This window comes from Isoptericola sp. NPDC056618 (genome assembly GCF_042792715.1).
Classification (GTDB): domain Bacteria; phylum Actinomycetota; class Actinomycetes; order Actinomycetales; family Cellulomonadaceae; genus Isoptericola; species Isoptericola nanjingensis.
Window position 1 is genome coordinate 81,883 of record NZ_JBHTVZ010000012.1, and the last position, 24,951, is coordinate 106,833.

Consider the following 24,951-nt stretch of genomic DNA (forward strand, 5'->3'; position numbering starts at 1 on the left):
CCGTCGTCGTCCTCGCCGCGGGGCAGGGGACGCGGATGAGGTCCGCGACGCCGAAGGTGCTGCACGCCCTGGGCGGGCGGAGCATGCTCGGCCACGCGATGACCGCGGCCCGCGAGCTCGACCCGCAGCAGGTGGCGGTCGTCGTCCGCCACGAGCGCGACCTCGTGGCCGCCGCCGCGGCGCAGATCGACGCCGCGGCCCTCGTCGTCGACCAGGACGAGATCCCCGGCACCGGCCGCGCCGTGCAGTGCGCGCTCGACGCGCTCGACGCCCGCGCGCACGCCGGGCGTGCCGCGCAGCTCGTGCACGACGACGCCGTCGACGACGAGCTGCACGCCGACCACGCCAACGGCGGCGACCACCCGCTGGGCGACGGGCTGGACGGCGCCGTCGTCGTCCTCGCCGGCGACATCCCCCTCCTCGACGGCGCCACGCTGGGCCAGCTGCTCGCCGCGCACCACGAGGACGGCAACGCCGTCACGATCCTCACGACCGAGGTCGCGGACGCCACCGGCTACGGCCGCATCGTGCGCGAGGCGGGCACGGGTGACGTGCTGGCGATCGTCGAGCACAAGGACGCGACGCCCGAGCAGCGCGCGATCCGCGAGATCAACAGTTCCGTCTACGTCTTCGACGCCGCGGTGCTGCGCCGCGGGCTCGGCGGCCTGGACCGCGACAACGCGCAGGGCGAGGTCTACCTCACCGACGTCGTCGCCTCCGCGCGGGCCGAGGGCGGTGCCGTGCGCGCCGTGCTCAGCGACGACCCGATGCTCGTCGAGGGCGTCAACGACCGCGTGGCGCTCGCGACCCTGGGCGCCGAGCTCAACCGCCGCGTGCTCACGGAGTGGATGCAGGCCGGCGTCACCGTCGTCGACCCGGCGACCACCTGGGTGGACGTCGACGTCGAGCTCGCCCCCGACGTCACGCTGCTGCCCGGCACGCAGCTGCACGGCGCCACCAAGGTGGAGTCCGGCGCGACGATCGGCCCGGACACCACGCTGACCGACGTCGAGGTGGGCCCCGGCGCGACCGTCGTGCGCACGCACGGCTCGCTGTCGGTCATCGGGGAGAACGCGTCCGTCGGCCCGTTCGCGTACCTGCGCCCGGGCACCGAGCTGGGCACGAGGGGCAAGATCGGCACCTTCGTCGAGACGAAGAACGCGCAGATCGGCGAGGGCTCGAAGGTGCCGCACCTGTCCTACGTCGGCGACGCGACGATCGGCGAGCACACCAACATCGGCGCCGCGTCGGTCACGGTGAACTACGACGGCCAGAAGAAGCACCGCACCGTGATCGGCTCCTACGCGAAGACGGGCGCCGACAACATGTTCGTCGCTCCCGTGACCGTGGGCGACGGCGCGTACACGGCCGCGGGCTCCGTCATCGTCAAGGACGTGCCGGCGGGCGCGCTCGGCGTCGCCCGCGCCCAGCAGCGCAACGTCGACGACTGGGTGGAGCGCCGCTGGTCGGGCTCGCCGGCGGCCGAGGCGGCCGCCCGCGCCCGCGCCGAGGGCTCGGGCGGGCAGCTCGGTGCCCAGGCGCAGCGTCAGCTCGCCGCGCACAATGCCCTCACCGGCGCCATCCCGGTGGTGCCCCCCGCCGACAGTTCCGACCCGACCGAAGGAAGCACGCAGCGATGAACAACTTCATCCCCGGCACCGGTGAGCGCACGCTCGTCCTCGCCACCGGTCGGGCGCACCCGGAGCTCGCGGAGGCCGTGGCGAAGGAGCTCGGCATCGAGCTGCTGCCCGTGTCTGCGTACGACTTCGCGAACAGCGAGACGTACGTGCGGTTCAGCGAGTCCGTGCGCGGCTCGGACATCTTCCTGCTGCAGAGCCACACCGCCCCGGTGAACCAGTGGCTCATGGAGCAGCTGCTCATGGTCGACGCGGCCAAGCGCGGTTCCGCGCGCTCGATCACCGCCGTGGCGCCGTTCTACGCGTACGCGCGCCAGGACAAGAAGAGCCGTGGCCGCGAGCCCATCTCGGCCCGCCTCGTCGCCGACATGCTCAGGACGGCGGGCGCGGACCGCATCCTCAGCATCGACCTGCACACGCCGCAGATCCAGGGCTTCTTCGACGGCCCGGTCGACCACCTGTGGGCCATGCCCGTGCTGGTCGACTACGTGCGCACCCGCGTGGACGTGTCCAACGCCGCCGTCGTCTCGCCCGACGCCGGCCGCATCCGCGTCGCCGAGCAGTGGGCCGCCAAGCTGGGCGGCTGCCCGCTGGCCTTCGTCCACAAGACGCGCGACGTCACCCGCCCCAACCAGGCCGTCGCCAACCGCGTGGTCGGCGAGGTCGAGGGGCGCGACTGCGTGCTCGTCGACGACCTCATCGACACCGGCGGCACGATCGCCGAGGCCGTCAAGGTGGTCATGGACGCGGGCGCCCGCTCCGTCACTGTGGCCGCCACGCACGGCGTGCTGTCCGACCCCGCCGCGCAGCGCCTGCAGGAGTGCGGCGCCGCCGAGGTCGTCGTCACCGACACGCTGCCGATCACGGCCGACAAGCGGTTCGAGAAGCTCACCGTGCTGTCCGTCGCCCCGCTCGTGGCCCGCGCCATCCGCGAGGTCTTCGACGACGGCTCCGTGACGAGCCTGTTCGACGGCAACGCCTGAGCGACGCCGGAGGCCCGGGGCGCACGCCGTCCCGGGCCGCGGCGTCCCCGAGGGAGGCACGGTGAGACGGTGGACGTGACCGTGGTGGTCCCCACCTACAACGAGGGACCGAACGTCGCCGAGCTGGTCCGTCGTCTCTCCGCCGTGCTCGGCCCCGACGGCGAGGGCCGTCGTGTCGCGCCCGGCGGCGCCGAGATCCTGTTCGTCGACGACTCGAAGGACGACACCCCCGCCGTCATCGAGCGCGTCGCCGCCACCGCCGCGCTGCCCGTGCGCATGATCCACCGCGAGGTGCCCGACGGCGGGCTCTCGGGCGCCGTCGTCGCCGGCCTGCGCGCCGCGACCGGCGAGCGCGTCGTCGTGATGGACGGCGACCTGCAGCACCCGCCCGAGATGGTGCCCGTGCTGCTCACCACCGCGCGCGAGACCGGCGCCGACGTCGTCGTCGCCTCGCGGTACACCGGCCGCGGCGACGCCGGCGGCCTCGACGGGCGGTACCGCCGCTGGGTCTCCAAGGCGTCCGGGCTGCTGGCCCGGTCCATGTTCCCCGTGAAGCTGCGCGACGTCTCCGACCCGATGACCGGGTTCTTCGTCGTCCGCCCCGGTGCCGTCGACCTGGCAGGGCTCCGCCCGCGCGGCTTCAAGATCCTGCTCGAGATCCTCGCCCGGCAGCGGCTCGTCGCGGTCGAGGAGCCGTTCGTCTTCGGGGAGCGGTTCGCGGGCCGGTCCAAGGCCACCGTCGCCAACGGGCTGCGGTACGTGGAGCAGCTCACGCTGCTGCGGTTCGGGCGGCTGTCCCCGTTCGCGCTGATCGGCGCGCTCGGCGCGGTCCTGAACCTCGCGATCCTCGCGGGGCTCCAGGGGCTCGGGGTGCACTACCTGCCCGCCGTCGTCTGGGCCAACGTCGTGACGATCGTCATCAACTTCCTGCTGCAGGAGCGGTTCGTCTTCGCCGACCTGCGCGACGGCGCGCACGGCTTCTGGGGCCGTTTCGTGCGGTCCTTCGCCTTCAACGGGACGGAGGCCGCGGTCCGCACGCTGCTGCTGTGGTGGATCGTCGAGCGCGCCGTGCCGCATCCCGAGCTGGTGCAGGCGGTGCTCATCCTCGTCGCGTTCGTCGTGCGGTTCGTCTTCCAGGCGCAGGTGGTCTACCGCCCCCGCGGCGCGTCACGGGCCCGGGAGCGCACGGGCGAGCACGCCCAGCCCTGAGCCCGGGCCTGACACGCCCTGCCCCGAGGGGGCTATACTCGTCCGGTTGCCTCGGCGAGGGACGTCTGACGGGCGCCGGTCACCCAGGTCGTACAGGTCACGCACCTGCGACCCGGCCGCCACCCTCAGCGCAGGATCCGTCGGATTTCCGTGATCGACTGGGCGGCTGTCGGTGCACCGCGTTCTGCGGGTGCTCCCACGGCGCGCTCTCGATCGCGTCCGTCACGTGTCCCACGCCGACGCAACCGCAGTTCGCGGGGACCACACCCTCGTGGACAGCCGACGGCTCCCTCTGGCCGTCGGCACGCACAGACATCCCAGGAGTGATCCACGTGTCCGACATCAAGCTCGCCGCCGAGGCCCGCACCGAGTTCGGCAAGGGCGCCGCCCGCCGCATCCGTCGCGAGAACAAGATCCCCGCCGTCCTGTACGGGCACGGCGCGGACCCGCTGCACATCACCCTCCCGGGCCACCAGACGATGCTGGCGATGCGTCACAGCAACGCCCTGTTCTCGATCGAGCTGGACGGCAAGACCGAGCTCGCCGTCGCCAAGGACGTGCAGCGCACGCCGGTGAACAGCACCATCGAGCACATCGACTTCCTGATCGTGCGCCGCGGCGAGAAGATCGCCGTCGACGTCACGGTGAACGTCGTGGGCGAGTCGGCCCCGGGCACCATCCACTTCGTCGAGGCCCAGACCCTGTCGGTCGAGGCCGAGGCCACCCACCTGCCCGAGTCGGTCGACGTCTCCATCGAGGGCCTCGAGGCCGGCCAGCACGTCACCGCCGGCGAGGTCGAGCTGCCGAAGGGCGCCACGCTGCTCACCGACCCCGAGGCCGCCGTCGTCCAGATCGCCGAGCCGCGCGCCGAGGCCGCCGCCGAGGGCGAGGAGGCCGAGGAGGGCGAGGCCGCCGCCGAGGAGACCACCGAGGCCGCCGAGTCCACCGAGGGCTGACACCACCTCACGCCCAGGGCGCCCGGTACCGTGCGGTTCCGGGCGCCCTTCGCGCGTCCACGCCCTGTGACCCGCGCACCCGCCGCCGAACCCTGGAGAGAGAACGTCGATGACCGAGACCCCGTGGCTCGTGGTCGGGCTGGGCAACCCCGGCCCGAAGTACGCGGGCAACCGGCACAACGTCGGGCAGATGGTGCTCGACCTGCTCGCCGAGCGCACCGGCGCGCGATTCTCGCGGCACGCCCGCGCCCAGGCGGCCGTCGCGGAGACGCGACTCGGCGTCCTGCCCGGCGGGCGCCCCGGCCCCCGCGTGGTGCTGGCCAAGCCCTCCACGTACATGAACACCTCGGGCGGGCCCGTCGCCGGGCTCGTGAAGTACTACGGCGTCGACCCGGCCCAGGTCGTCGTCGTGCACGACGAGGTCGACATCCCGTTCGACACCATCAAGCTGAAGTCCGGCGGCGGCGAGGGCGGGCACAACGGCCTGCGCGACATCACCAAGGCCCTCGGCACCAAGGACTACGTCCGCGTCCGCGTCGGCGTCGGCCGCCCCCCGGGCCGCACGGACACCGCCGACCACGTGCTCAAGGACTTCTCCGCCACCGAGCGCAAGGACCTGCCCATCCTCGTCGACGACGCCGCCGACGCCGTGGAGATGGTCCTCGCCGAGGGGCTCCTCGCCGCGCAGGGGAAGTTCCACACGAAGGTCTGACTCCGTGCGGACCCTGGCCTGACCGGGCTCTTCACCCGGGTGGAAAGGCCGCCACGGGGTCCTTTCCGTGCCCCGGTCTCCTTACGCTCGACGGGCGGTCCCGACCGTCCGCACGAGGAGGAACCATGGGCCCGACGGTGGCACTGGCGCACGACTACCTGACGCAGCGCGGGGGCGCCGAGCGGGTAGCGCTGACGATGGCCCGGGCCTTCCCGTCGGCGCCGCTCTACACGACGCTGTACCACCCCGACGGGACGTTCCCCGAGTTCGCGGACGTGGACGTGCGCCCGTCGCGGCTGGACCGTGTCGGCGCGCTGCGGCGCCACCACCGCCTGGCGCTGCCGCTGCTCCGCGGCGCGGTCGAGAGCCAGCCCGTCGAGGCCGACGTGCTGCTCGCCAGCTCCAGCGGGTGGGCGCACCGCTACCGCGGAGCGCGACGCACCGTCGTGTACTGCTACGCGCCCGCCCGCTGGCTCTACCAGCGCGACCGGTACCTCTCCGGGGCTTCCGGCCGGGCCTGGAAGGAGCGGTGGCGCACCGGCCTCGCCGGCGCCGCGCTCGACCTGCTCGGCCCCGGGCTGCGCGCGTCCGACACGGCGGCCGCCGCCCGCGCCGACGTCTACCTGGCCGTCTCGACCGTCGCCCGGCGCGCCGTGCGCGAGGCCTACGGCATCGACGCCGAGGTCGTGGCTCCCCCGCCCGCGATGGAGCCGGAGGGCCCCGTGACGCCGATGCCGGGGATCGCCCCCGGATACCTGCTCTGCGTGGCCCGGCTGCTGCCGTACAAGAACGTCGACGTCGTCGTCGCGGCCGCGCGGCGGCTCCGCCTGCCCCTCGTCGTCGTCGGGGACGGCCCCGACCGCGAGCGGCTCGAGCGTCTCGCGGACGAGCGGGTGCATTTCGTGGGCAAGGTCGACGACGCGCAGCTGCGCTGGCTGTACGGCCACGCGTCGCTGCTGGTGGCCACGTCGTACGAGGACTACGGGCTCACGCCGCTGGAGGCGGCGGCGTTCGGGGTCCCGGCGGTGACGCTCGGCACGGGCGGCTACCTGGACACCGTGGTCGACGGCGTGACCGGGCTGTACGTGGACGGCCCGGACGCCACGCCGGTCGCCGAGGGGATCGAGGCCGCGCTCGCCCGCTCCTGGGACCAGGAGGCCATCGGCGTGCACGTGAAGGGGTTCTCCAGGGACGCGTTCGTCGCCCGGCTGCAGGCCGTGGTGGCGCAGGAGGCCGTGGCGGCCGGGGTGCCGGGGACACAGGGGGAGGTAGGGGGCCGATGACCGTCCGGGAGTTCCTGCGGGTGATGTGGGAGGGCAAGTACCTCCTGATCGGGTCGGTCGTGCTCGCGCTGGCCGCCGCGTGGGTGTACGCCGACCGCAAGCCCGAGGTGTTCGAGGCGACCGCGACGGTCCAGATCAACGCCGTCGAGCTGGGCGACAGCACGTCGCCGGCGGCCACCACCACGAGCGTCGACACCGACCCGGGGCTCGTCGAGGCGCCCGGTGTGCTCCAGGTGGTGGCCGAGGGCGTGGCCGCGGGAGCGGACCCGAAGGCGCTCGCCGCCCAGGTCTCGGGAGCGTTCGACGCCTCCACGCAGGTCATGGCGGTCACCACCACGGCGGGCGCCCCGGGCGACGCGGTCGCGCTGGCGAACGCGGTGGCGTCCGCCTACGTCGACAGCCTGCCCGGGGTCATCGACGACCAGATCGCCGAGATCGACGCCCGCCGCGACGCGCTGCGGGGCCAGCTCGACGCGGTCGACAAGCAGGTGAAGGACAAGCCCAAGGACCCCCTGGCGGGAGCGGAGCGCTCCACCATCATCGACCAGTACCAGACCCTGTCGGCCAGCAGGAGCACGCTCGAGTCGATCGTGACGCCCGCCCAGATCCTCACTCCCGCGACCGGTTCCTCAGCCGTCGTGGTGGGGCTGCCGCGGGCCAGCATCGTCCTTCTCGGCGCGCTCGCCGGGCTCGCGATCGGGGTCGGCCTCGCCCTCGCCCGCCGGGCCCTCGACTCCCGGCTGCGTGGCCGTGCCGACGCCGCGGCCGCGGCCGGCGTCCCGGTCCTCGCAGAGCTCTACGGGGTGACCCGGGCCGCCAAGTCGTACCGCCGCACCCCGGTGCTGCCGATCTCGAGCCGGGTCGCCTCCCCGTTCACCGAGTCGATCCGGGAGCTGCGCACCGCCCTGCACGTGGCGATGCAGGACCGCGAGCACGCCGTGGTCGTCGTGACGGCCACCGACCCGCACGCGCCGCGGCCGTTCATCGCCGCCAACCTCGCGGCGTCGTGGGCCATGAGCGGGCGGGCCACCGTCGCGGTCTCGGGCGACCTGCGTCGTCCGGACCTGGAGGACCTCCTGCCGCGCCCGAACGGTCCGGGCACCGGTCCGGACGGGTTGCGTCCCACCCAGGTGCCCAACCTCCGCTTCCTCGCCCTCCACGACCCGACGATGGACCCTGCGGACTACCTGGCGACGGACCGGGTCCGTGCGACCGTCGAGGCGGCGCGGGACGCCGGCGAGGTGCTCGTCATCGACGCGCCGCCCGTGCTGGCGGCGGCGGACGCCACGATCCTCGGCGCCTACGCGGACTGCGTCGTCCTCGTCGCCACCGCCGGCCGGACCGCGCGGAGCGTCCTCGCCGAGGCGGCCGAGCGGCTGCGCATCAACGGCGTACCGCTCACCGGCGTCGCGCTGGCCGGGGTGAAGGGCGACAGCCGGATGGTCTACGCGTCGACCTACGGCGAGCCCGTCGAGTCGGACCCGTCCGACGGTCCGTCCGCCGCGGTGCCCGACCCCGTCGACGAGACGGCGGACCGCACCCCGAGCGGTCCGCAGGGCACGCCGGACGACCGGGCGCCCACCGGCTCGGACGACGACGCGTCCCCGGCCCCGGCGCGCGACGAGTCAGGCCCCGCGCGGGCGGTCACGCCGCCGACGCCGGTCCGCCCCCCGGCGTTCCCGCCCACGGGGGTCCGGGTCGCGACCGTGGCCGCACCGCCGTCCGCGGAGCAGGAGCCGCCGACGCCCGCGCAGGTCGCACCCACGATCGGCCGGCTGCTGCGGACCGCGCGCTCGTCGTGACGGTGCCACCGGGCGCTGCCGAGCGGCCGCTGCGCGTCGTGGTCGTCGACCACACCGCGGCGCTGGGCGGCGGGGAGCTGGCGCTGCTCCGGCTGGCCGCGGAGCTCGACCCGAGCCGCGTCGAGCTCCGTGCGATCGTGCTGGACGACGGCCCGCTCGTCGAGCGGCTGCGGGCGGCCGGAGTGCGGACGCTCGTGGTCCACACCGGGGCGCGGTCGCGGGGCATGGACCGGCACGCGCTCGGCGGCTCCTGGCGCGCGGTGCTCGCGGTGGGCGAGACCGCCCGGCTCGTGGTCCGGGTGGCCGCGGTGCTCAGGAGCGCGGACGCCGACGTCGTGCACACCAACTCGCTGCGCGCCGACGTCGTCGGGCTCCTCGCGGCCCGGTGGTGCCGGGTCCCGGTGGTGTGGCACGTCCACGACCGGATCGCCGACGACTACCTGCCGCCGGTGGCGGTGCGGCTCCTGCGCGCGCTGGCCCGCCGGGGCCCGCGCGCGGTCGTCGCGAACTCGGAGGCGACGGCCCGGACGCTCCCGGGGGTGCGCGACCTCACCGTCGCGCACCCCGGGTACGCGCCGGACCAGGCGGTGCCCGCCTACGACGACCGGGTGCCGCCGGAGCGCCCGGTGGTCGGGCTGGTCGGCCGACTCAGCCCGACGAAGGGCCAGCTGGAGCTCGTGCGCGCCGCGCGGACGGTGCTCGACCGGCGTCCCGAGGTGCGGTTCCGCCTGGTCGGGGGAGCGCTGTTCGGCGCCGACGACTACGCGGACGCCGTCGACGCGGAGATCGACCGGCTCGGGCTCCGCGCCGCGGTGGACGTGGTCGGCTTCAGCGACGACCCGGCCGGCGAGCTCGACCGGCTGTCGGTGTGCGTGCACGCCTCGCCCGTCCCGGAGCCGTTCGGTCAGGTGGTCGTGGAGGCGATGGTGCGCGGCGTCCCCGTGGTCGCGACGGACGCCGGGGGCGTGCCGGAGATCGTCCGGCCGGCAGGGGAGGAGCTGGGCGTGCTCGTGCCGCCTGGTGATCCGGATGCACTCGCCGGGGGCCTCCTGGCGGTGCTGGACGACCCGGGGGCCGCCGACCGGCGCGCCCGGGCGGCCTACGACGACGCGACCCGGCGGTTCCCCGCCCGCGGGACCGCGGACGCCGTCACCGGGGTGTGGGAGCGGGTCGCCGGACGGCGTCGACGACGTCGGACATGAGGGCGACCTGGTGCGCCCAGGTGGGGATGGGCTCGGGGTCCGTGCCGGGTCGCCCCGCCGGCCCGCGTGTCGGCTCCGCGAGCGCGTCCCGGACGGCAGCGGCGAAGCCCTCCGGCGGGGCGACGGCGACCCGCGGGTCGGCGGTGTCGCGGAAGCCGGCGACCGGCGTCGAGACGACGGGGCGCCCCACGGCCCGGTACTCGTAGAGCTTGAGCGGGTCGAGGCTGTCCGTGAAGTCGTCGACGACGTGCGGGACGACGAGCGCGTCGGCGTGCTGGAGGTACGCCGGCACCGCGCCGAACGGTCGGGCGCCGAGCACGACCACGCCCGCCCGGCGCAGCCGGTCGACGTCGGGCCGCTCCAGCGCGACCGGGCCCACCAGCACCAGGGAGCCCACGCCGGCCAGGGCGCGGGCGGTGGTCTCGCACAGCCCGACGTCGAGCCGGTCGGCGTGCAGAGTGCCGACGTAGACGGCGGTCGCGCCGCGCGGGAGGTCCGCCGGCCGGGCCGCGGGGCGCCGGTACCGCTCGACGTCGACGCCGTTGGTGACCAGCACGACCGACCGGGCGTCGGCCTTGCGGGACGCCAGGGTGGGGGAGCAGACGGTGACGGCCGCGGCGTGCTCCACCAGGTACCGGTCCGACTCGGCGACGCGGCGGGACTCGGCCGGGCCGCGCGTGGCCGCCGTCCAGTCGTCGGTGACGTCGTACAGGGTGGGCCAGCCGCTGACGCGCGCCAGGGTGGCGCCGTACGGGTCGTTGACCCACAGCACCGGTCTCGCGAGCCCGAGGCGCCGGGCGGCCCGCACGACGACGGCCGCGCGACGCTCGTCGCCGTGCGGCGCGACCCGCCGCGGCAGCAGCTTGGTCGGCTCGAGCAGCCAGAGCCGGCGCGGGCCGACGCCCTCGACGTCCGGGGCGGGCCGGAGCCCTCGACCGGGCCGCGGCCGGGCGCCACGGGTCACGGCGTGCACAGGGTCGCTGACCGGCTCGACGAAGAGCACCCGGGCCGACGGGCGTTCGCGCAGGAGACCGGCGACGAGGTACTGGTTGCGCCGCCAGACGTCGTCCCACGGCTCGAGCGACATCACGACGATGTCGGGGCCGACGGTCTCGCGGACCGGTGTCACGACAGCACCTGCCGGTACACGCGCTCGGTGGCGGCCGCCTGGCGTGCGACGGAGAACTCGGCCTGCTGCCGGGCCTGCAGGGCGGCGCCGTAGCGGTCGCGCCGGCGGGGGTCGTCCGCGAGGGCGCGCAGCCGCCGCCCCGCGTCGTCGACGTCCCCGGTGGCGTACAGGCCGGGTCCGCCGGCGGAGCCGAGGGACTCGACGTGCCCGCCGGAGCCGTCGGCCACGACCGGGACGCCGCTCGCCATGGCCTCGAGCACGCTCAGCCCGAAGCCGTCGCCGGGGGTCGGGGCGAGGAAGAGTCCCGCGTCGGCCAGGAGCGCGGGCACGTCGTCGCGGTGGCCGAGGAGATCGACGGCCCCGTCCAGCCCGAGCTCGCTCACGAGCTCCTTGGTCGCCACCTCGAGCGAGCCCGACCCGGCGACCCGCAGGCGCCAGCCGCGGTCGGCGAGCCCCGACGCCGCGAACGCCCGGACGCCGGAGTCGACCCGCTTCTCCGGCTCGAGCCGGGACGCGATCAGCACCACGGGCGACCGGAGCGCCGCGCCGCGCGGGTGCGGCCGCTCCTCGAGGCCTGCGACCACCACCCGGCTCGGGCCGTCGATGCGGTCCTGCACGAAGGCGCTGATCGCGATCTGGGCGGCGACGGTGCGACGGATCACCGGCGCGGCGACGCGGCCGGCGGCGCTGCGCCCCCGGACCAGGGCGAAGTGCCGCGTCACGACGAGCGGCACGCGGTGCAGGAGCACCCGGGGGACGAGGCACGCCGCGATCTCGCCCGCCGTCATGTGCGCGTGGACGACGTCCGGCTGCGGCCCCCGCACGAGCGAGCGTCGCGCCCGGGCGACCGTCGACCCCGGCCTGAGCTCGACGTCGTCGCCGACGACGGCGCGCATCGGCTCCTCCGCACCGCCCACCACCGCGACGACGTGGCCCGCCCGCGCCTGCGCCCGCGCGAGGCGCGCGACGTGGGCCTCGACGCCGGCGTACGCGTCCGTCACGACGACGTGCGTGATCCTCATGAGCGGCCACCGGGGAGCAGGAGCTCCTCGCCCTGCGCCGGGACCGGCTGCCCCACCGGGGCCAGGGCGGCTCGCGCCGCGCGTCGACGGACGCGCGCCGGCCGGTCGTCGAGGAGGGGCGCTCCTGGCGCCTTCGCGAACCCTTCGGCGCCCAGGCAGACCCCCACGAGCAGGAAGGGCAGGGACACGATGATCGCGACCCAGAACTGGTCGAACTGGCTCGCCACGAGGCGCGACGCGAGCAGGGCGACGGCGAGCGTCCCGAACCGGCGGTCCATCCGCCACGCGACCACGAGCGTGCCCAGCATGAGGACCGCGAACCCGGCGAGGCCGACGATGCCGACCGAGGACAGCACCTCCGCGACCGCGTTGGGCGGTTGGAACCCGAGCTCGGGCCCCACGGTCCACCAGCGCAGCCCGGCGCCGAACCACAGGTGCTCCCGCCAGACGTCGAACCCGCCCTCGATGCCGACGGCGCGGAACGCCGTGGAGTTGAACGGGTCGTCGCCGGAGAGGTCGTCCTGCACCCGGCTCGCGACGAAGATGGCGGCGGGGGCCATGGTGAGCAGCATGAGGATCGGGGTCTGGCGGCGTCCGCGCCCGGCACGCAGCGCGAGCACGATGAGGCCGACACCCAGGCCGACGATCGCCTGGCGAGACTGCACGGCCATGAGCGCGAGCACGAGCAGGTAGAAGGCCGGCACCCGGAACCAGGCCGGCCACCGCAGCCACGGCTGACGCACGAAGACGAGCAGGGCGACCGAGGCGAAGATCGGGCCCGCGAGGTTCTTGTGCAGCTCGAACGGCCAGCTCGGGTAGACCGGCGACACGTCGCCCTGCGCGAGCCGCACGGCGGCGGTCGCGCAGGCGTCGAGCGCGATCGCGAGCACGAACACGGTCAGGAGCGTCAGCCCGAGCGTCGCGTGCCCGGACCGCCCCACCGCCCAGCCCACGACCAGGGCCCCGCCCACCAGCAGCCACGCGTGGAACCACTCGATCGAGTTCTGGGCGAAGGGGGTGGCGACGACGGCGAAGAGCGTCGCGAGCTGGTACACCGCCGACAGCCAGAGCATGGACCGCAGGGCGGGCGTGAACGGGCGCGGTGAGAAGAGGACGGCGACCCAGAAGGTCGCGAACAGGGTCACGTCGCCCAGCGACATGTTCAGGGAGTCCCCGCCCACCCGCTCGGCCACGACGAAGGTGGGCATCGCGACCACGGGGACCAGCGAGGGGTCGTAGAGCATCACGCAGGCCAGCACCGCGACGGAGGTCACGGCCACCCCGAGGGTGAGATCGTGGGCGAGCACGTAGGTCGCCGCGAGGACGACGACGCCGAGGACCGCCGCCCACGTCGCGACGCGCGTCGTGGACAGCAGGCTCGACACGATGCCCGTCTTCATGCCCGTCCGCGGCTCCCCGCTCGTCCGCGGGCGCAGGTGGTGGGCGCCGGGCCCGCCGGCGCTCACGACGGCACCGCTTCGCGGTCCTCCAGCGACGCCGGCCCGCCGAGGTACGCGCGCAGACGCCGCTGGGCGTGCTCCCGGCGGGGCCCGCGCAGCGCGGCGGAGCGCAGCACCGCACCCGCGACGAGACCGGCACGGGCAGCGGTCCAGCCGGCCGCACCGTAGTGCTTGCGCAGGTAGCGCTCCTGCGACGCGTGGAAGTGCAGCTCGCGGACCCGGACGTCACCACCCGTGCCCGCGCCCTCGTGCACGACCTCGGTGGTGGGCACGAGGGCGTGTCGCCAGCCCTGCCGGTCGGCCCGGTACGCCCAGTCGGTCTCCTCGGCGTAGAGGAAGAACCGCTCGTCGAGCCCGCCGACACCGCGCAGCGCGGCTGCGCGGATCAGCAGCGCGGAGCCGATGACGAAGGTGCGCTCACGCGGCAGCCGGAGCCGGCCGAGGCCGGCGGCCTCCAGCCATGCCCGCGCCGGAGAGGGGAACGGCCAGACGACGCGTCCCGGTCGGCCCGCGCCGTCGACCTGCGAGGGGCCGACGCTCGCCAGCCCGGGGTCCGCGTGCAGGGCCTCGTGGAGCGTCGCGACGGTCTCGGGCCCGACGACGGCGTCGGGGTTGAGGAGGAACACGTCCGCTCCGGGGTCCTGCCGGTGCGCGAGCGCCACGTTGACGGCCGCCGCGAACCCGAGGTTGCGCCCGGGGTCGTGGTAGGCGGCGCCGAAGACCTGGGCGAGCGCGCGGTGCCGCGGGTCGGACGAGTTGTCGACCACGGTGATCGGAAAGGCTCCCGCCAGTGGCTCGAGCGCGGAGCGCAGCAGGTCGGGGTGGCCGTAGGCGACGACCACCACCTCGACCCGGGGGGCCGGCCGACCTGCCGTGCCTTCGTGCGCGGCCGGACCATGGTCGCGTGCCGGCGCGCCGAGGGCCGCCTCGTAGACCGCGCGGTACCGACGGGCGACCTCGGGCCACGAGCACTCGCGTGCACGATCGAGCCCGGCCAGGCGCAGCGTGCGCGCGGTCCGCGGGTGGGTCGCCTGCCGGATCCCGTCCAGCAGGGCGTCGGGTTCGTCCGGTGCCACGAGGACACCGGCGCCGGCGACGAGGTCCGGCACGGAGCCGACACGGGTCGCCACGACCGGGGTGCCGCACGCCATCGCCTCGACCACCACGCGGCCGAACTGCTCGGCCAGGCCCGGGGCGTGCCTCGACGGCACGACCAGGACGTCCAGCCCGCGGTAGAAGGCGGGAAGGTCGTCGGTGTCGAGAGGGCCGAGGAAGTCGACGCGGTCGCCCCACGGGGCGGCGATCCGCCGCAGCCTCGCCTCCTCCGGACCGGCGCCCGCCACCACGAGGTCCAGCGCCTCGTCCCGGGCGACGGCCGCGAGGAGCACGTCCACCCCCTTCTGGGCGGTGAGGCGCCCGGCGTACCCGACGCGCACCCGTCCCGGCGTGCGCGGCCCGGCCGGCCGTCTCCCGAGCTCTGCTTCGTCGGCGGGAGAGAACACGGTGGTGTCGAGACCGAGCGGGATCCGCTCGACCAGCCCCCGGGCGCCCTTGTAGCGCACGATACGGGCGGCGTCGTGGTTGCAGGTGACGACGGCGGCGGCGCCGCGCAGCGCGGCCGCCTCGAGCGCCCGGAACGGCCACGGGTACCGCTTGAGGAGGTTCTGCGCGGAGTAGAGGAGGTACGGCGCGGGGCGGGAGCGCCGCCCGCGCGCCGCGTCCACGAGCCGCCGCGCGGCGCGGACGCCCAGGATCTCGGCGGTCGCGAGCGCCACGGGCTCCTCGTGGATGTCGAGGACGTCCCACCGCTCGCCGAGCACCCGCCACAGGGCCCGCGGGTCGTAGAGGAACAGGGCGGGGTGCCGGCCGAACGTGCGCGCGGTCTCGAGCTCCTCGTCCGGCGACGGCGCGGGGCGCACGTCGCGGCCGCCCTCGTCCCAGACGGCGGCCGTGAGGACGCGGACGTGGTCGCCGCGCCGGCGCAGCTCGGCCTCGCGGCCGCGCCAGGCGTCGACCACCGCGCTGTGGGAGATGCGCAGGATCCTCATGGCTCCCGATCCTCGCCGCCGGGGTGCGGCCGGGGAACGTCGCAGGCCCGGAATCACCCGGGTGACGAGGCTTTTCACCCCGGGCAACCCTCACGGTGGGAGGAGGTCGCTGGTTAGCGTCGAGGCGGCGGTGAAGCCACCGGCCCGCGGGACTCCCTGCCCGCGGGACCGGCCGGACGACGACGGGGGACGGACCATGCGAGTGCTCGTCGATGGTGACCGCGGGTACGTGGGTGCGGTGCTGGTGCCGTTCCTGCAGGCGGCAGGCCACGAGGTGGTCGGCCTCGACGCCGGCTGGTACGACGGCTGCGACTTCGGGCCCCCGGTGACGGGGTACGAGCAGCGCACCGGCGACGTCCGGGACGCGCGGCCCGAGGACCTCGCCGGCTTCGACGCCGTGATCCACCTCGCGGCCATCTCCAACGACCCGTTGGGGCACCTCAACCCGCGGGCCACCTACTCGGTGAACACCGACGGCGCCGTACGGATGGCGCGCGCGGCGAAGGCGGCCGGGGTGACCCGCTTCCTGTTCTCGTCGTCGTGCTCCCTGTACGGCGCGGCGGGCGACGAGCCCGTCGACGAGGGCGCCGAGTTCCACCCCGTCACCCCGTACGGGGAGTCGAAGATCCAGGCCGAGCGCGGCCTCTCCGCGCTCGCCGACGACGGCTTCTCGCCCACGTTCCTGCGCAACGCGACCGCGTACGGCTCGTCGCCGCGGCTGCGGGCCGACATCGTGGTCAACAACCTCACCGGCACGGCGTTCACGCGCGGCGAGGTGCGGCTGCAGTCGGACGGCTCGCCGTGGCGGCCCCTCGTGCACGTCGAGGACATCGCGCGGGCGTTCCTCGCCGGGCTCGAGGCCCCCCGCGAGGTGGTGCACGACCGGGCGTTCAACGTGGGCCGCGACGAGGACGTCGTCCAGATCCGCACCGTCGCCGAGCAGGTCAGCGAGGTCACCGGCGCCCCCGTGACCTTTGCCGCGGGGGCGGGGGCCGACACGCGCAACTACCGGGTCGACTTCACGCGCATCCGCACCGAGCTCCCTGCCGCTGCCCCGCGCTGGACGGTGCGGGACGGGATCAGGCAGATCTGGCAGGACGTGCACCGGTTCGGCCTCACCGCCGACGACTTCGAGGGCCCGCGCTTCGTGCGCCTGCACCGGGTGAGCGAGCTCGCCGCGGGCGGCGCTCTCGACCTGGAGAACCTGCGCACCACGGCGGTGCGGGCATGACCGCCGTGTCGGCGGCGCGGCACGCCGCCACGCCCGAGAGATCCGCCGCGCCCGAGGGGGCCGCCGTGCCCGCGCCGTCGTGCCGGCTGTGCGGCGCACCCCTGACCCGTACCTTCGTGGACCTCGGGATGTCGCCGCCGTGCGAGACCTACCCCACCGCCGAGCAGGTCGACGGCCCGGAGGCCTTCTACCCGCTGCACGTGCGGGTGTGCGAGCAGTGCCTGCTGGTGCAGCTGCCCGCCTACGTGCCGGCGGAGGACATCTTCGACGACTACGCCTACTTCTCGTCCTACTCCGCGTCGTGGGTGGAGCACGCGCGGCGGTACGTCGACGACGCGGTGGACAGGCTCGGGCTCGCCCCCGAGCGGTCGTTCGTCGTCGAGGTCGCGAGCAACGACGGCTACCTGCTGCAGCACGTCGTCGCCCGGGGGATCCGCTGCCTCGGCATCGAGCCGTCGGGCAACGTGGCCGCGGCCGCGGTCGAGCGGGGCGTGCCGACGGTGGTGGAGTTCCTGGGCGAGGAGACGGGGCGGCGCGTGCGGGCCGAGCACGGCCCGGCCGACCTCGTCGTGGCCAACAACGTCTTCGCGCACGTGCCGGACATCGTCGACTTCTCGCGCGGGCTGCGGCAGCTCGTCGCCGACGACGGGCGGGTGTCGATCGAGATCCCGCACCTGCTGCGCCTCGTCGAGGGCAACGAGTACGACACGATCTACCACGAGCACTACAGCTACCTGTCGCTGCTCACGACGCAGCGGGTGCTGGCCGCCGCCGGGCTCACCGTGGTGGACGTGGACGAGCTGCCCAGCCACGGCGGCTCGCTGCGCACGTGGTCCGTGCCGACGCCCGCCGGCGCACCGGCCGGCGGCGGGCCCGCGCCGTCCGCCGCCGTGGCGCGCGTGCTCGCGGCCGAGGCCGCTGCCGGCCTGCACACCGTGGAAGGTCACGCCGGCTTCGCCGAGCAGGTCGCCGCCGTGCGCGACGACGTGCTGCGCTTCCTGCTCACCGCCCGCCGCGAGGGCAAGCGCGTGGTGGCGTACGGGGCGCCCGGCAAGGGGAACACGCTGCTCAACCACTGCGGCGTGCGCCCCGACCTGATCGAGTTCGCCGTCGACCGCAACCCGTACAAGCACGGCCGGTTCACGCCGGGCATGCACCTCCCCATCCACGCGCCCGAGGCGCTCGACGCGGCCCGGCCGGACTACGTCGTCGTCATGCCGTGGAACCTGCGGCGGGAGATCTCGGCCCAGCTCGCGCACGTCGCCGACTGGGGAGGCCGGCTGGTGACGTTCCTGCCGCGCCTCGAGGTCTTCGAGCCGGGCACGTGAGCGCCGTCGTGCCGGGCTGGCGCTGCCGGTGGTGCCGGTCGGACCGCGCCACCGTGGTGCTCGACCTGGGCTCCCAGCCCGCCGCCGACCTGTTCCCCGAGCCGGAGGCACCCGCTCCTGACCCCGTGCACCCGTTGCGCATGGTGATGTGCGACCGGTGCCGCCTGGCCCAGCTCGAGGAGGACCCGACAGGTCCCGAGGAGCCGCTCGGCGTGGAGCCTGCCGCCCTCGTCGCGCAGGCGCGGGCGGGTGTGGCCGACCTCGTCGGGGGCGGGCTGCTGGGCCCCGGCACGTGGGTGGAGGAGATGCGCTCCCCGCACGGGGGCTCCTGGCTGGCGCGGGTGCAGGAGATCGTGCCGGACGCCGTGCTGCTCGACGGCCCCGGCACGGTGCCCGGGCTCGCCGCCGACCTCGTCGTGGACTCGCTCGGGATCATGCACGAGGCCGACCAGCGCGCGGCCTGGGACCTGCGGCTCGACTCCCTCGCCCCCGACGGCGTCCTCGCGCTGCACGTGCACCCGCTGTCCGTGATCCTGCGCGACGGCACCTGGAACGCGCTGCGGCACGGGCACTACGCGTACTACTCGCTCACGGTGCTCGTGGAGATGGCGCGCACCACGGGCCTCGTCCCGGTCGGGCTGTGGCGCTACCCGCTGTACGGCGGGACGCGGCTGCTGGCGCTCGCGCGGGAGGGCTCGGAACCCGCCGGCCGGCACGCCCGCGCCGCGGGCGACCTGGTCGCCACCGAGCTGGCGGCCGAGGCCGCGGCGGGGATCACGGAGCCGACGGCCGTGGCGGCGCTCCAACGGCAGGTGGCCGCGTCGGCGGCGGCGCTCCGCGACTGGCTCGACGCGAGCGAGGGCAAGGTGGTCGCGTACGGCGCCGCGTCGCGCGCGGTCGCGTTGTTCGCGCTCGCCGGCGTCACCGCGGACGACGTCCTCGCCGTGGTGGACGCGTCGCCCGCGAAGCGGGGCAGGTCCATGCCGGGCGGTCCCGGGCCGCGGGTGCCCGTGCTCGGGCCCGACATCCTCGCCGAGATCCGCCCCGACAGGGTGCTGCTGCTCGTGCCCGACCTCCTCGACGAGGTGCGGTTCGCGCACCCCGAGGTGGAGGCGCTCGGGGGTCGCTGGGTGATCGCCGAGCCCGAGCCCGTCGAGGTCGAGCCGCTCAGCCGGGACCGCGGCCGCCGGAGGTGAGCGTCTCGACCAGCGCCGCCCACGACCCGGCGGCGGCGTCGCGGTCGCTGACGAGCGAGACGGGCAGCGGCCACCGCACCCCGAGGTCGGGGTCGAGGTGGTGCACCGCGACGTCCTCGGACGGGTCGTGCTCCGCGTCGATGCGGTAGCAGACGTCCGCGGTGTCGGTGAGCGTCTGGTGGCCGTGCAGGCAGCCGCGCGGCACGTACAGGACGTGGAAGTCGACGTCGTCGAGCCGGAACGCCTCCCAGCGCCCGAACGTCGGCGAGCCCGGGCGGGCGTCGACGACGACGTCGTGCACGGCACCGTGCGCCACCCGCACCAGCTTGGCCTCGCCGCCCCCCACCCGGCCGTGCAGCCCCCGCACGACGCCACGTCGCGAACGGGACTGGCTGTCCTGCACGAACGCCGCCGGGTCGAGGCCCGCGTGCGCCGCGGTGGCGGTGTCGAACGTGCGCGTGAACAGCCCGCGCTCGTCGCGGTGCGGGGTGGGGGCGAGGATCAGCACGCCGTCGAGGGTCGTGGGCAGCACCTGCATGCTCCACACCGTACGGAGAGGGTCCGGGAGCGGTCGGGTGAAGTCGGCGTGGGCGCCGGATGAAAAGCCCTGCGGGCCCTTCATCCGTGCCGTGCTGCGCCGCAGACTGGCGGCGGGACCGGCCCCCTGCCGACCCCACCAGACTTCACGACCCACCTCCCGACCGCACCCGGGGGCACCATGACGCAGCTGACGCAGCACGCGACGCATCCCGACCCGCCGCAGCCCGCGGACCCCGCCCGGTCCTTCGACCGGTCGACGGCCGCGCAGGCCCGGCTGCACCGTCTCGTGCCGGGCGGCGCGCACACCTACGCGCGCGGTGCGGACCAGTACCCGGAGCGCATGGCCCCCGTGCTGGCGCGGGGCGCCGGCGCGCACGTGTGGGACGTGGACGGCAACGAGTACGTCGAGTACGGGATGGGCCTGCGCAGCGTCACGCTCGGCCACGGCTTCCGGCCCGTGGTGGACGCCGTGACGTCGGCGATCGCGGACGGCGTGAGCTTCTCCCGGCCCAGCCGCTGGGAGCTGGAGGCGGCCGAGGCGTTCTGCGCGCAGGTGCCGGGCGCCGACATGGTGAAGTTCGCGAAGAACGGCTCCGACGTCACCACCGCGGCGGTCCGGCTGGCCCGCGCCGCCACGGGCCGCGACCTGGTCGCCGTCTGCGCCGACCACCCGTTCTTCTCCACCGACGACTGGTTCATCGGGACCACGCCGATGGACGCCGGGATCCCGCGGGCGATCAGCGACCTCACGGTCCGGTTCCCGTACGGCGACCTGGCCGCCGTCCAGGAGCTCCTCGCCCGGCACGAGGGCCGCGTCGCGGCCCTCGTGCTCGAGGCCGCGACCGCGCACGCGAGCCCCCCGCCCGGCTACCTGGAGGGCCTGCGCGCCCTGTGCGACAGCACGGGGACGGTGCTCGTGTTCGACGAGATCATCACCGGGATGCGGTGGTCGGCCGGGGGCGCCCAGACCGTGTACGGGGTCGTGCCGGACCTGTCGACGTGGGGCAAGGCGCTGGGCAACGGGTTCGCCGTCTCGGCGCTCGCGGGCCGGCGCGAGCTCATGGAGCTCGGCGGCCTCGCGACGGACGCGCGGCGCGTCTTCCTGCTCTCGACGACGCACGGCGCGGAGACGGCCGGGCTCGCGGCGTGGCTGGCGGTGCACCGCGAGTACGCCGCACGCGACGTGCCCGCCGCGATGGCCGCCCAGGGCGAGCGGCTGCGTGCCGGGGTGCAGCAGGCGGTCGACGCCGCCGGCCTGACGGGCTGGGTGACGGTGTCGGGGCATCCGGCGTGCCTGGTCTTCGGCACCCGCGACCACGACGGCGCGCCCTCGCAGGCGTTCCGCACCCTCTTCCTCGCCGAGCTGCTCCGGCGCGGCGTGCTGGCGCAGTCGTTCGTGATCTCCGCCGCGCACACCGACGCGGACGTGGACCGGACGGTCGAGGCCGTCGCCGGGGCGCTGCCCGTCTACGCCGCCGCCCTGGACGCGGGCGGGACCGAGGGCTTCCTCGTCGGCCGGCCCGTCGCCCCCGCGCTGCGGGAGCGGGCCGCGCCGCGCCGTGTCCGTCATACGCCCGACGACGGGCAGGCCCTGGGAGGGACGTCATGAAGGTCGTGCTGTTCTGCGGCGGGCTGGGGATGCGGATGCGGTCCGGCCCCGACTCGCTGCCCAAGCCGATGATGCCGATCGGGTCGCGACCCGTCCTGTGGCACATCATGAAGTACTACGCGCACTACGGGCACACGGAGTTCGTGCTCGCGCTGGGGCACGGCGCGAACGCCGTGAAGGACTACTTCCTCCACTACTCGGAGACGCACTCCAACGACTTCGTGCTCACCAAGGGCGGCGAGCACGTCGAGCTGCTCAGCAGCGACATCAGCGAGTGGCGCATCACGTTCGTCGACACGGGGATCGACACGGCGATCGGCGAGAGGCTGCGGCGCGTGCGCCGGTTCCTCGACGACGACGAGGTCTTCCTCGCCAACTACGGCGACGTGCTCACGGACGCGCCGATGGACCGGATCGTCGACGACTTCCTCGCCACGGACGCCGTCGGGTCGCTCATGGCGGTGGCCCCGCAGGACTCGTTCCACGTGGTGCGCTACGACCCGGACGGCACGATGCGCGACCTGGAACCCGTGGCCGACATGAGCATGTGCATCAACGGCGGCTACTTCGTGCTGCGGCAGGGCATCTTCGACTACCTCGGCGAGGGCGAGGACCTCGTCATGGACGCCTGCGTGCGCGCCGCTCGCGCCGGCCGCTTCCGCGTGCACCCGCACACCGGGTTCTGGGCGCCGATGGACACGCTCAAGGAGCGCTCCGCGCTGGAGGAGATGAACCGCGTGGGCGACCGGCCGTGGGCGGTGTGGGACCGCGGCGCGCGCCCCGCGCCGCGGCGCGTGCCCGAGGTCGAGGTCGGCGAGGTCGTGGGTCCGGCTCGTGCCGGCGCGTGAGGTCCTGGTGCGTGAGGTCCCGGTGCGCGAGGTGAAGGTGCACGTCGGGCTGCTGGGCGAGTTCGGGGTCCACAACTTCGGGAACGAGGCGTCGCTCGCCGCGATGCTGGGCGTGCTGCGGGCCGACGACCGGGTGGTCCCGGTGGTGGTGGCCGACCGGTGCGAGGCGGTGACGGCCGAGCACGGCGTGGCGGCCGTCCCGCTGCACCATCCCGGTGCCCGACGCGGGGGAGCGGGCGGCCTGCTCGGCAAGCTGGCCGACGCGCGTCGCGCGTGGCGCACGGTCGGCGACCTGGACGCCGTGGTCGTGCCCGGCACCGGGATCTTCGAGGGGCTGGCGATCGCCCCCGGGGGGATCCCGCTCACCCTCTTCTGGTACGCGCTCGCCGCCCGCCTCCGGCGACGACCCTTCCTCGCCCTGTCGGTCGGGGTCGACGCCGCCTTCCACCCCGTCACGGCGCGTCTGTTCCGCTGGACCCTCTCCGCCGCGACCCTCGTGACGGTGCGCGACGACGGGTCGGCGCGCGCCGCGCGCCGGCTCGGGGTGCGACGCCCCCTCGACGTGGTGCCCGATCTCGTCCTCGGGCTCCCGGCGCCCGGCGCCCCCCGCCGTGAGCGCCCGCGCGTCGTCGTGGGCGTCATCGACTACCGGGGCCTCGGGACGGCGGAGGGGGAGGCGGACCGCGCCGCCTACGTCGCGCGGATGGTGCGGGTCGTCCAGCGGGTGGCGGCGTCCGGCGCCGACGTCGTCGTGCTCGGTGGCGCGCTGCCGGACGCGCCGACCGCCCGCGAGGTCGCCGCCCGTGCGGCGTCGGCCGGCCCCGGCAACGTCGAGGCCGTGGAGGCGGGGTCGCTGGCGGACGTGGCGCGGGAGACGGCCGGGTCACGGGTCGTCGCGGCGGCCCGGTACCACCACCTCGTGACGGCGCTGCGGCTGGGGGTCCCGGCCGTGTCGCTCGGCTACGGCGCGAAGCAGGGACGGCTGCTCGAGCAGTTCGGCCAGGGGGACCAGGTGCACACGGTCGACGGCTTCGACCCGGACGAGGTGGCGGACCAGGTGCTCGCCCTGCTGCGGGAGCCCGCGCCGGACACGAGGCCGGTGCTCGCGGACGCGGCCCGGCGGCTGGCGGCCCAGGAGGAGCGGCTCCGCGACGTCCTCGCCTCGACGCTTCCCGGAGCCGCCGCCGGCAGCCCGCACGAGAAGTCGGGGGCCGCCCGATGATCGGCCTCGCGCTGCCCGACGGCCCGCTGCGGGTGGTGTGCCTCGCCGCGCACCCGGACGACGTCGAGATCGCCTGCGGCGGCACGCTCCTGGCGCTCGCGGCGCGGGGTGGTGTCGAGGCGGCGTACCTCACGCTCACCGGCGACCCCTCCCGCCAGGACGAGGCGCGCACCGCCGCCGAGGCGTTCCTTCCCGGCGCGACGAGCGTGTTCGGCGGGCTGCCGGACGGGCGCCTGCCGGACCGGTGGGGTGAGGCGCGGGCCGCGCTGCACGAGCACGCCGAGCGGGTCCCGGCACCGGACCTGGTGCTGGCGCCGCGGCCCGACGACGCGCACCAGGACCACCGGCTGGTGGGGACGATGGCTCCGACCGTCTGGCGCGACGCCCTCGTGCTGCACTACGAGATCCCCAAGTGGGACGGCGACATGGGTCGCCCGTCGACCTACGTGCCGGTCCCCGACGCGCTGGCGCGGCGCAAGGTCGAGCTGCTCGACGCCTGCTACGCCTCCCAGAAGGCTCACGACTGGTGGGACCACGAGGTGTTCCTCGGGCTCCTGCGCCTGCGCGGGATGGAGTGCCGCAGCCGCTACGCCGAGGCGTACACCGTGACCAAGAGCGTGCTGTCGCTCGGCCGGGGGACACCGTGACGCGGGGCGCGCCGGCCCCCGTGCTGTCCTTCGGGCTGCCGGTGCACAACGGCGAGCGGTTCCTCGAGGGTGCCCTCCGGGCCCTGCTCGCGCAGGACCTGGAGGACCTCGAGGTCGTCGTCTCCGACAACGGCTCGACCGACGGCACCCAGGAGATCTGCCGGGCCGTCGCCGCGACAGACGCTCGCGTGCGGTACCTCCGGGCGGAGACCAACCGCGGCGGGACGTGGAACTACCGGCGCGTCCTCGAACGGTCCGCGGCCCCCCTGTTCAGCTGGGCGGCCGTGGACGATCTCTGGCTCCCCACGTTCGCCTCCTCGTGCGTGCGGGCCCTCGACGAGCGCCCCGACGCCGTGCTCGCGATGACGCGGGCCCGGCTGGTCGACGGCGACGGCACGGTCACCGACGGCCTCGGGGACGCGGACCTCGGGTTGGACGCCGACGCCGCGCACGAGCGGCTGCGCCGGTTGTTCCGGTCGCAGGCGTCGCACGTCATGTACGGCGTGATCCGGCGCTCGGCGCTCGCCCGGGCGCGCCCTCTGCGCCCCATGGTGGGCGACGACATCGTGCTGCTGACCGAGCTGCTCTGCCAGGGGCCGGCCGTCGTCGTGGACGACCGGGCGTTCCTGCAGCGGCGGGTGCCCGAGCAGCTCTCGCTGCAGGGCCAGGAGCAGGTGAAGTGGCACGCGCCGTCCGCGCGGGTCCGCTTCGCCTTCCCGCAGACGCGGCTCAACCTCGAGCTGTACCGGGCCGTCGCGACGACGCGACTCCCGCTCCGGGAGAAGGCGCGGTGCTGGACGCAGATCGTGCCGGGCTGGGTGCTGCCGAGGTGGCGGGGGATGGCCCGCGACGTCGCGACCGCCGCCGGGTTCGCGGGCTGAGCGGAC

21 protein-coding genes are annotated in these 24,951 nt (G+C 75.4%); 16 read left to right on the forward strand and 5 right to left on the reverse strand.

The genetic code is table 11. The features are described from left to right. Positions 1-35: 35 nt before the first annotated feature. The 8 genes from glmU to ACFQ8T_RS14800 all read left to right on the forward strand — a co-directional run bounded on the left by glmU (position 36) and on the right by ACFQ8T_RS14800 (position 9,784). Positions 36-1,640: a bifunctional UDP-N-acetylglucosamine diphosphorylase/glucosamine-1-phosphate N-acetyltransferase GlmU gene (gene glmU / locus ACFQ8T_RS14765; protein ID WP_430547271.1), complete on the forward strand. Its 1,605-nt coding sequence runs from the start codon at positions 36-38 to the stop codon at positions 1,638-1,640. Next, entirely contained in the window at positions 1,637-2,620 is a 984-nt protein-coding gene (locus tag ACFQ8T_RS14770) for a ribose-phosphate diphosphokinase (RefSeq protein ID WP_429764461.1), read from the forward strand. Before glmU ends, ACFQ8T_RS14770 begins: the two co-directional genes overlap by 4 nt. Positions 2,621-2,689: 69 nt before the next feature. Continuing rightward, a complete protein-coding gene (locus ACFQ8T_RS14775) occupies positions 2,690-3,829 on the forward strand; it encodes a glycosyltransferase (RefSeq protein WP_430547272.1) in 1,140 nt (379 codons plus the stop codon). 332 nt (positions 3,830-4,161) lie between these two features. Continuing rightward, entirely contained in the window at positions 4,162-4,785 is a 624-nt protein-coding gene (locus ACFQ8T_RS14780; RefSeq protein ID WP_430547273.1) for a 50S ribosomal protein L25/general stress protein Ctc, read from the forward strand. 109 nt (positions 4,786-4,894) lie between these two features. Beyond that, positions 4,895-5,497 (forward strand): aminoacyl-tRNA hydrolase, encoded by a 603-nt coding sequence (gene pth, locus ACFQ8T_RS14785; RefSeq protein WP_430547274.1) that lies wholly within the window; start codon positions 4,895-4,897, stop codon positions 5,495-5,497. Between the two features lie 125 nt (positions 5,498-5,622). After that, on the forward strand, positions 5,623-6,780 hold the full coding sequence (locus ACFQ8T_RS14790) for a glycosyltransferase (protein WP_430547275.1): 1,158 nt from the start codon (positions 5,623-5,625) through the stop codon (positions 6,778-6,780). Further along, positions 6,777-8,582, forward strand: coding sequence for a hypothetical protein (locus ACFQ8T_RS14795; RefSeq protein WP_430547276.1), 1,806 nt, complete (start codon positions 6,777-6,779; stop codon positions 8,580-8,582). The genes ACFQ8T_RS14790 and ACFQ8T_RS14795 overlap by 4 nt, the downstream gene beginning before the upstream one ends. Further along, on the forward strand, positions 8,579-9,784 hold the full coding sequence (locus ACFQ8T_RS14800) for a glycosyltransferase (protein WP_430547277.1): 1,206 nt from the start codon (positions 8,579-8,581) through the stop codon (positions 9,782-9,784). The genes ACFQ8T_RS14795 and ACFQ8T_RS14800 overlap by 4 nt, the downstream gene beginning before the upstream one ends. Here the strand turns inward: ACFQ8T_RS14800 and ACFQ8T_RS14805 are convergent. From ACFQ8T_RS14805 to ACFQ8T_RS14820, 4 genes are read right to left on the reverse strand one after another with little or no spacing between them, the layout of a single operon-like run. Beyond that, positions 9,732-10,913, reverse strand: a complete 1,182-nt coding sequence (locus ACFQ8T_RS14805; RefSeq protein ID WP_430547278.1) for a glycosyltransferase — start codon at positions 10,911-10,913, stop codon at positions 9,732-9,734. The genes ACFQ8T_RS14800 and ACFQ8T_RS14805 overlap by 53 nt on opposite strands. Next, complete coding sequence (locus tag ACFQ8T_RS14810) at positions 10,910-11,935, reverse strand: glycosyltransferase family 4 protein (protein WP_430547279.1); 1,026 nt, start codon at positions 11,933-11,935, stop codon at positions 10,910-10,912. Before ACFQ8T_RS14810 ends, ACFQ8T_RS14805 begins: the two co-directional genes overlap by 4 nt. Further along, complete coding sequence (locus ACFQ8T_RS14815; RefSeq protein ID WP_430547280.1) at positions 11,932-13,401, reverse strand: O-antigen ligase family protein; 1,470 nt, start codon at positions 13,399-13,401, stop codon at positions 11,932-11,934. Before ACFQ8T_RS14815 ends, ACFQ8T_RS14810 begins: the two co-directional genes overlap by 4 nt. Next, positions 13,398-15,443, reverse strand: a complete 2,046-nt coding sequence (locus ACFQ8T_RS14820; protein ID WP_430547281.1) for a glycosyltransferase — start codon at positions 15,441-15,443, stop codon at positions 13,398-13,400. Before ACFQ8T_RS14820 ends, ACFQ8T_RS14815 begins: the two co-directional genes overlap by 4 nt. A gap of 196 nt (positions 15,444-15,639) precedes the next feature. On the opposite strand from ACFQ8T_RS14820, the gene ACFQ8T_RS14825 reads away from it, so the two are divergent. The 3 genes from ACFQ8T_RS14825 to ACFQ8T_RS14835 are packed head-to-tail and all read left to right on the forward strand — an operon-like array spanning position 15,640 to position 19,198. Next, positions 15,640-16,674: an NAD-dependent epimerase/dehydratase family protein gene (locus tag ACFQ8T_RS14825; RefSeq protein WP_430547282.1), complete on the forward strand. Its 1,035-nt coding sequence runs from the start codon at positions 15,640-15,642 to the stop codon at positions 16,672-16,674. Then, positions 16,671-18,002: a methyltransferase domain-containing protein gene (locus tag ACFQ8T_RS14830; protein WP_430547283.1), complete on the forward strand. Its 1,332-nt coding sequence runs from the start codon at positions 16,671-16,673 to the stop codon at positions 18,000-18,002. The genes ACFQ8T_RS14825 and ACFQ8T_RS14830 overlap by 4 nt, the downstream gene beginning before the upstream one ends. Further along, positions 17,999-19,198 (forward strand): class I SAM-dependent methyltransferase, encoded by a 1,200-nt coding sequence (locus ACFQ8T_RS14835; RefSeq protein ID WP_430547284.1) that lies wholly within the window; start codon positions 17,999-18,001, stop codon positions 19,196-19,198. Before ACFQ8T_RS14830 ends, ACFQ8T_RS14835 begins: the two co-directional genes overlap by 4 nt. On the opposite strand, the gene ACFQ8T_RS14840 is transcribed toward ACFQ8T_RS14835, so the two are convergent. Beyond that, the gene (locus ACFQ8T_RS14840) at positions 19,170-19,736 is read right to left on the reverse strand and encodes a dTDP-4-dehydrorhamnose 3,5-epimerase family protein (protein ID WP_430547285.1); all 567 of its coding nucleotides are present in this window, start codon (positions 19,734-19,736) and stop codon (positions 19,170-19,172) included. The genes ACFQ8T_RS14835 and ACFQ8T_RS14840 overlap by 29 nt on opposite strands. A 180-nt stretch (positions 19,737-19,916) precedes the next feature. Here ACFQ8T_RS14840 and ACFQ8T_RS14845 point away from each other — a divergent pair, with 180 nt between their 5' ends. From ACFQ8T_RS14845 to ACFQ8T_RS14865, 5 genes are read left to right on the forward strand one after another with little or no spacing between them, the layout of a single operon-like run. Next, positions 19,917-21,347: a glutamate-1-semialdehyde 2,1-aminomutase gene (locus ACFQ8T_RS14845; protein WP_430547286.1), complete on the forward strand. Its 1,431-nt coding sequence runs from the start codon at positions 19,917-19,919 to the stop codon at positions 21,345-21,347. Next, positions 21,344-22,195, forward strand: a complete 852-nt coding sequence (locus ACFQ8T_RS14850) for a sugar phosphate nucleotidyltransferase (RefSeq protein WP_430547287.1) — start codon at positions 21,344-21,346, stop codon at positions 22,193-22,195. Before ACFQ8T_RS14845 ends, ACFQ8T_RS14850 begins: the two co-directional genes overlap by 4 nt. Before the next feature lie 7 nt (positions 22,196-22,202). Then, positions 22,203-23,417, forward strand: coding sequence for a polysaccharide pyruvyl transferase family protein (locus ACFQ8T_RS14855; protein ID WP_430547288.1), 1,215 nt, complete (start codon positions 22,203-22,205; stop codon positions 23,415-23,417). Beyond that, positions 23,414-24,064 carry a PIG-L deacetylase family protein gene (locus tag ACFQ8T_RS14860; RefSeq protein ID WP_430547289.1) on the forward strand — a complete coding sequence of 217 codons (651 nt, stop codon included), beginning with the start codon at positions 23,414-23,416 and terminating at the stop codon, positions 24,062-24,064. Before ACFQ8T_RS14855 ends, ACFQ8T_RS14860 begins: the two co-directional genes overlap by 4 nt. Next, positions 24,061-24,945 (forward strand): glycosyltransferase family 2 protein, encoded by an 885-nt coding sequence (locus ACFQ8T_RS14865; protein WP_430547290.1) that lies wholly within the window; start codon positions 24,061-24,063, stop codon positions 24,943-24,945. The genes ACFQ8T_RS14860 and ACFQ8T_RS14865 overlap by 4 nt, the downstream gene beginning before the upstream one ends. Positions 24,946-24,951 lie beyond the last annotated feature (6 nt).

What these genes read in the sequence shown, in the direction of transcription:
- glmU (WP_430547271.1), top strand. Translation starts at nt 36, where the DNA reads ATGAGGTCCGCGACGCCGAAGGTGCTGCACGCCCTGGGCGGGCGGAGC.
- ACFQ8T_RS14770 (WP_429764461.1), top strand. Translation starts at nt 1,637, where the DNA reads ATGAACAACTTCATCCCCGGCACCGGTGAGCGCACGCTCGTCCTCGCC.
- pth (WP_430547274.1), top strand. Translation starts at nt 4,895, where the DNA reads ATGACCGAGACCCCGTGGCTCGTGGTCGGGCTGGGCAACCCCGGCCCG.
- ACFQ8T_RS14790 (WP_430547275.1), top strand. Translation starts at nt 5,623, where the DNA reads ATGGGCCCGACGGTGGCACTGGCGCACGACTACCTGACGCAGCGCGGG.
- ACFQ8T_RS14795 (WP_430547276.1), top strand. Translation starts at nt 6,777, where the DNA reads ATGACCGTCCGGGAGTTCCTGCGGGTGATGTGGGAGGGCAAGTACCTC.
- ACFQ8T_RS14810 (WP_430547279.1), bottom strand. Translation starts at nt 11,935, where the DNA reads ATGAGGATCACGCACGTCGTCGTGACGGACGCGTACGCCGGCGTCGAG.
- ACFQ8T_RS14820 (WP_430547281.1), bottom strand. Translation starts at nt 15,443, where the DNA reads ATGAGGATCCTGCGCATCTCCCACAGCGCGGTGGTCGACGCCTGGCGC.
- ACFQ8T_RS14825 (WP_430547282.1), top strand. Translation starts at nt 15,640, where the DNA reads ATGCGAGTGCTCGTCGATGGTGACCGCGGGTACGTGGGTGCGGTGCTG.
- ACFQ8T_RS14830 (WP_430547283.1), top strand. Translation starts at nt 16,671, where the DNA reads ATGACCGCCGTGTCGGCGGCGCGGCACGCCGCCACGCCCGAGAGATCC.
- ACFQ8T_RS14840 (WP_430547285.1), bottom strand. Translation starts at nt 19,736, where the DNA reads ATGCAGGTGCTGCCCACGACCCTCGACGGCGTGCTGATCCTCGCCCCC.
- ACFQ8T_RS14845 (WP_430547286.1), top strand. Translation starts at nt 19,917, where the DNA reads ATGACGCAGCTGACGCAGCACGCGACGCATCCCGACCCGCCGCAGCCC.
- ACFQ8T_RS14850 (WP_430547287.1), top strand. Translation starts at nt 21,344, where the DNA reads ATGAAGGTCGTGCTGTTCTGCGGCGGGCTGGGGATGCGGATGCGGTCC.
- ACFQ8T_RS14860 (WP_430547289.1), top strand. Translation starts at nt 23,414, where the DNA reads ATGATCGGCCTCGCGCTGCCCGACGGCCCGCTGCGGGTGGTGTGCCTC.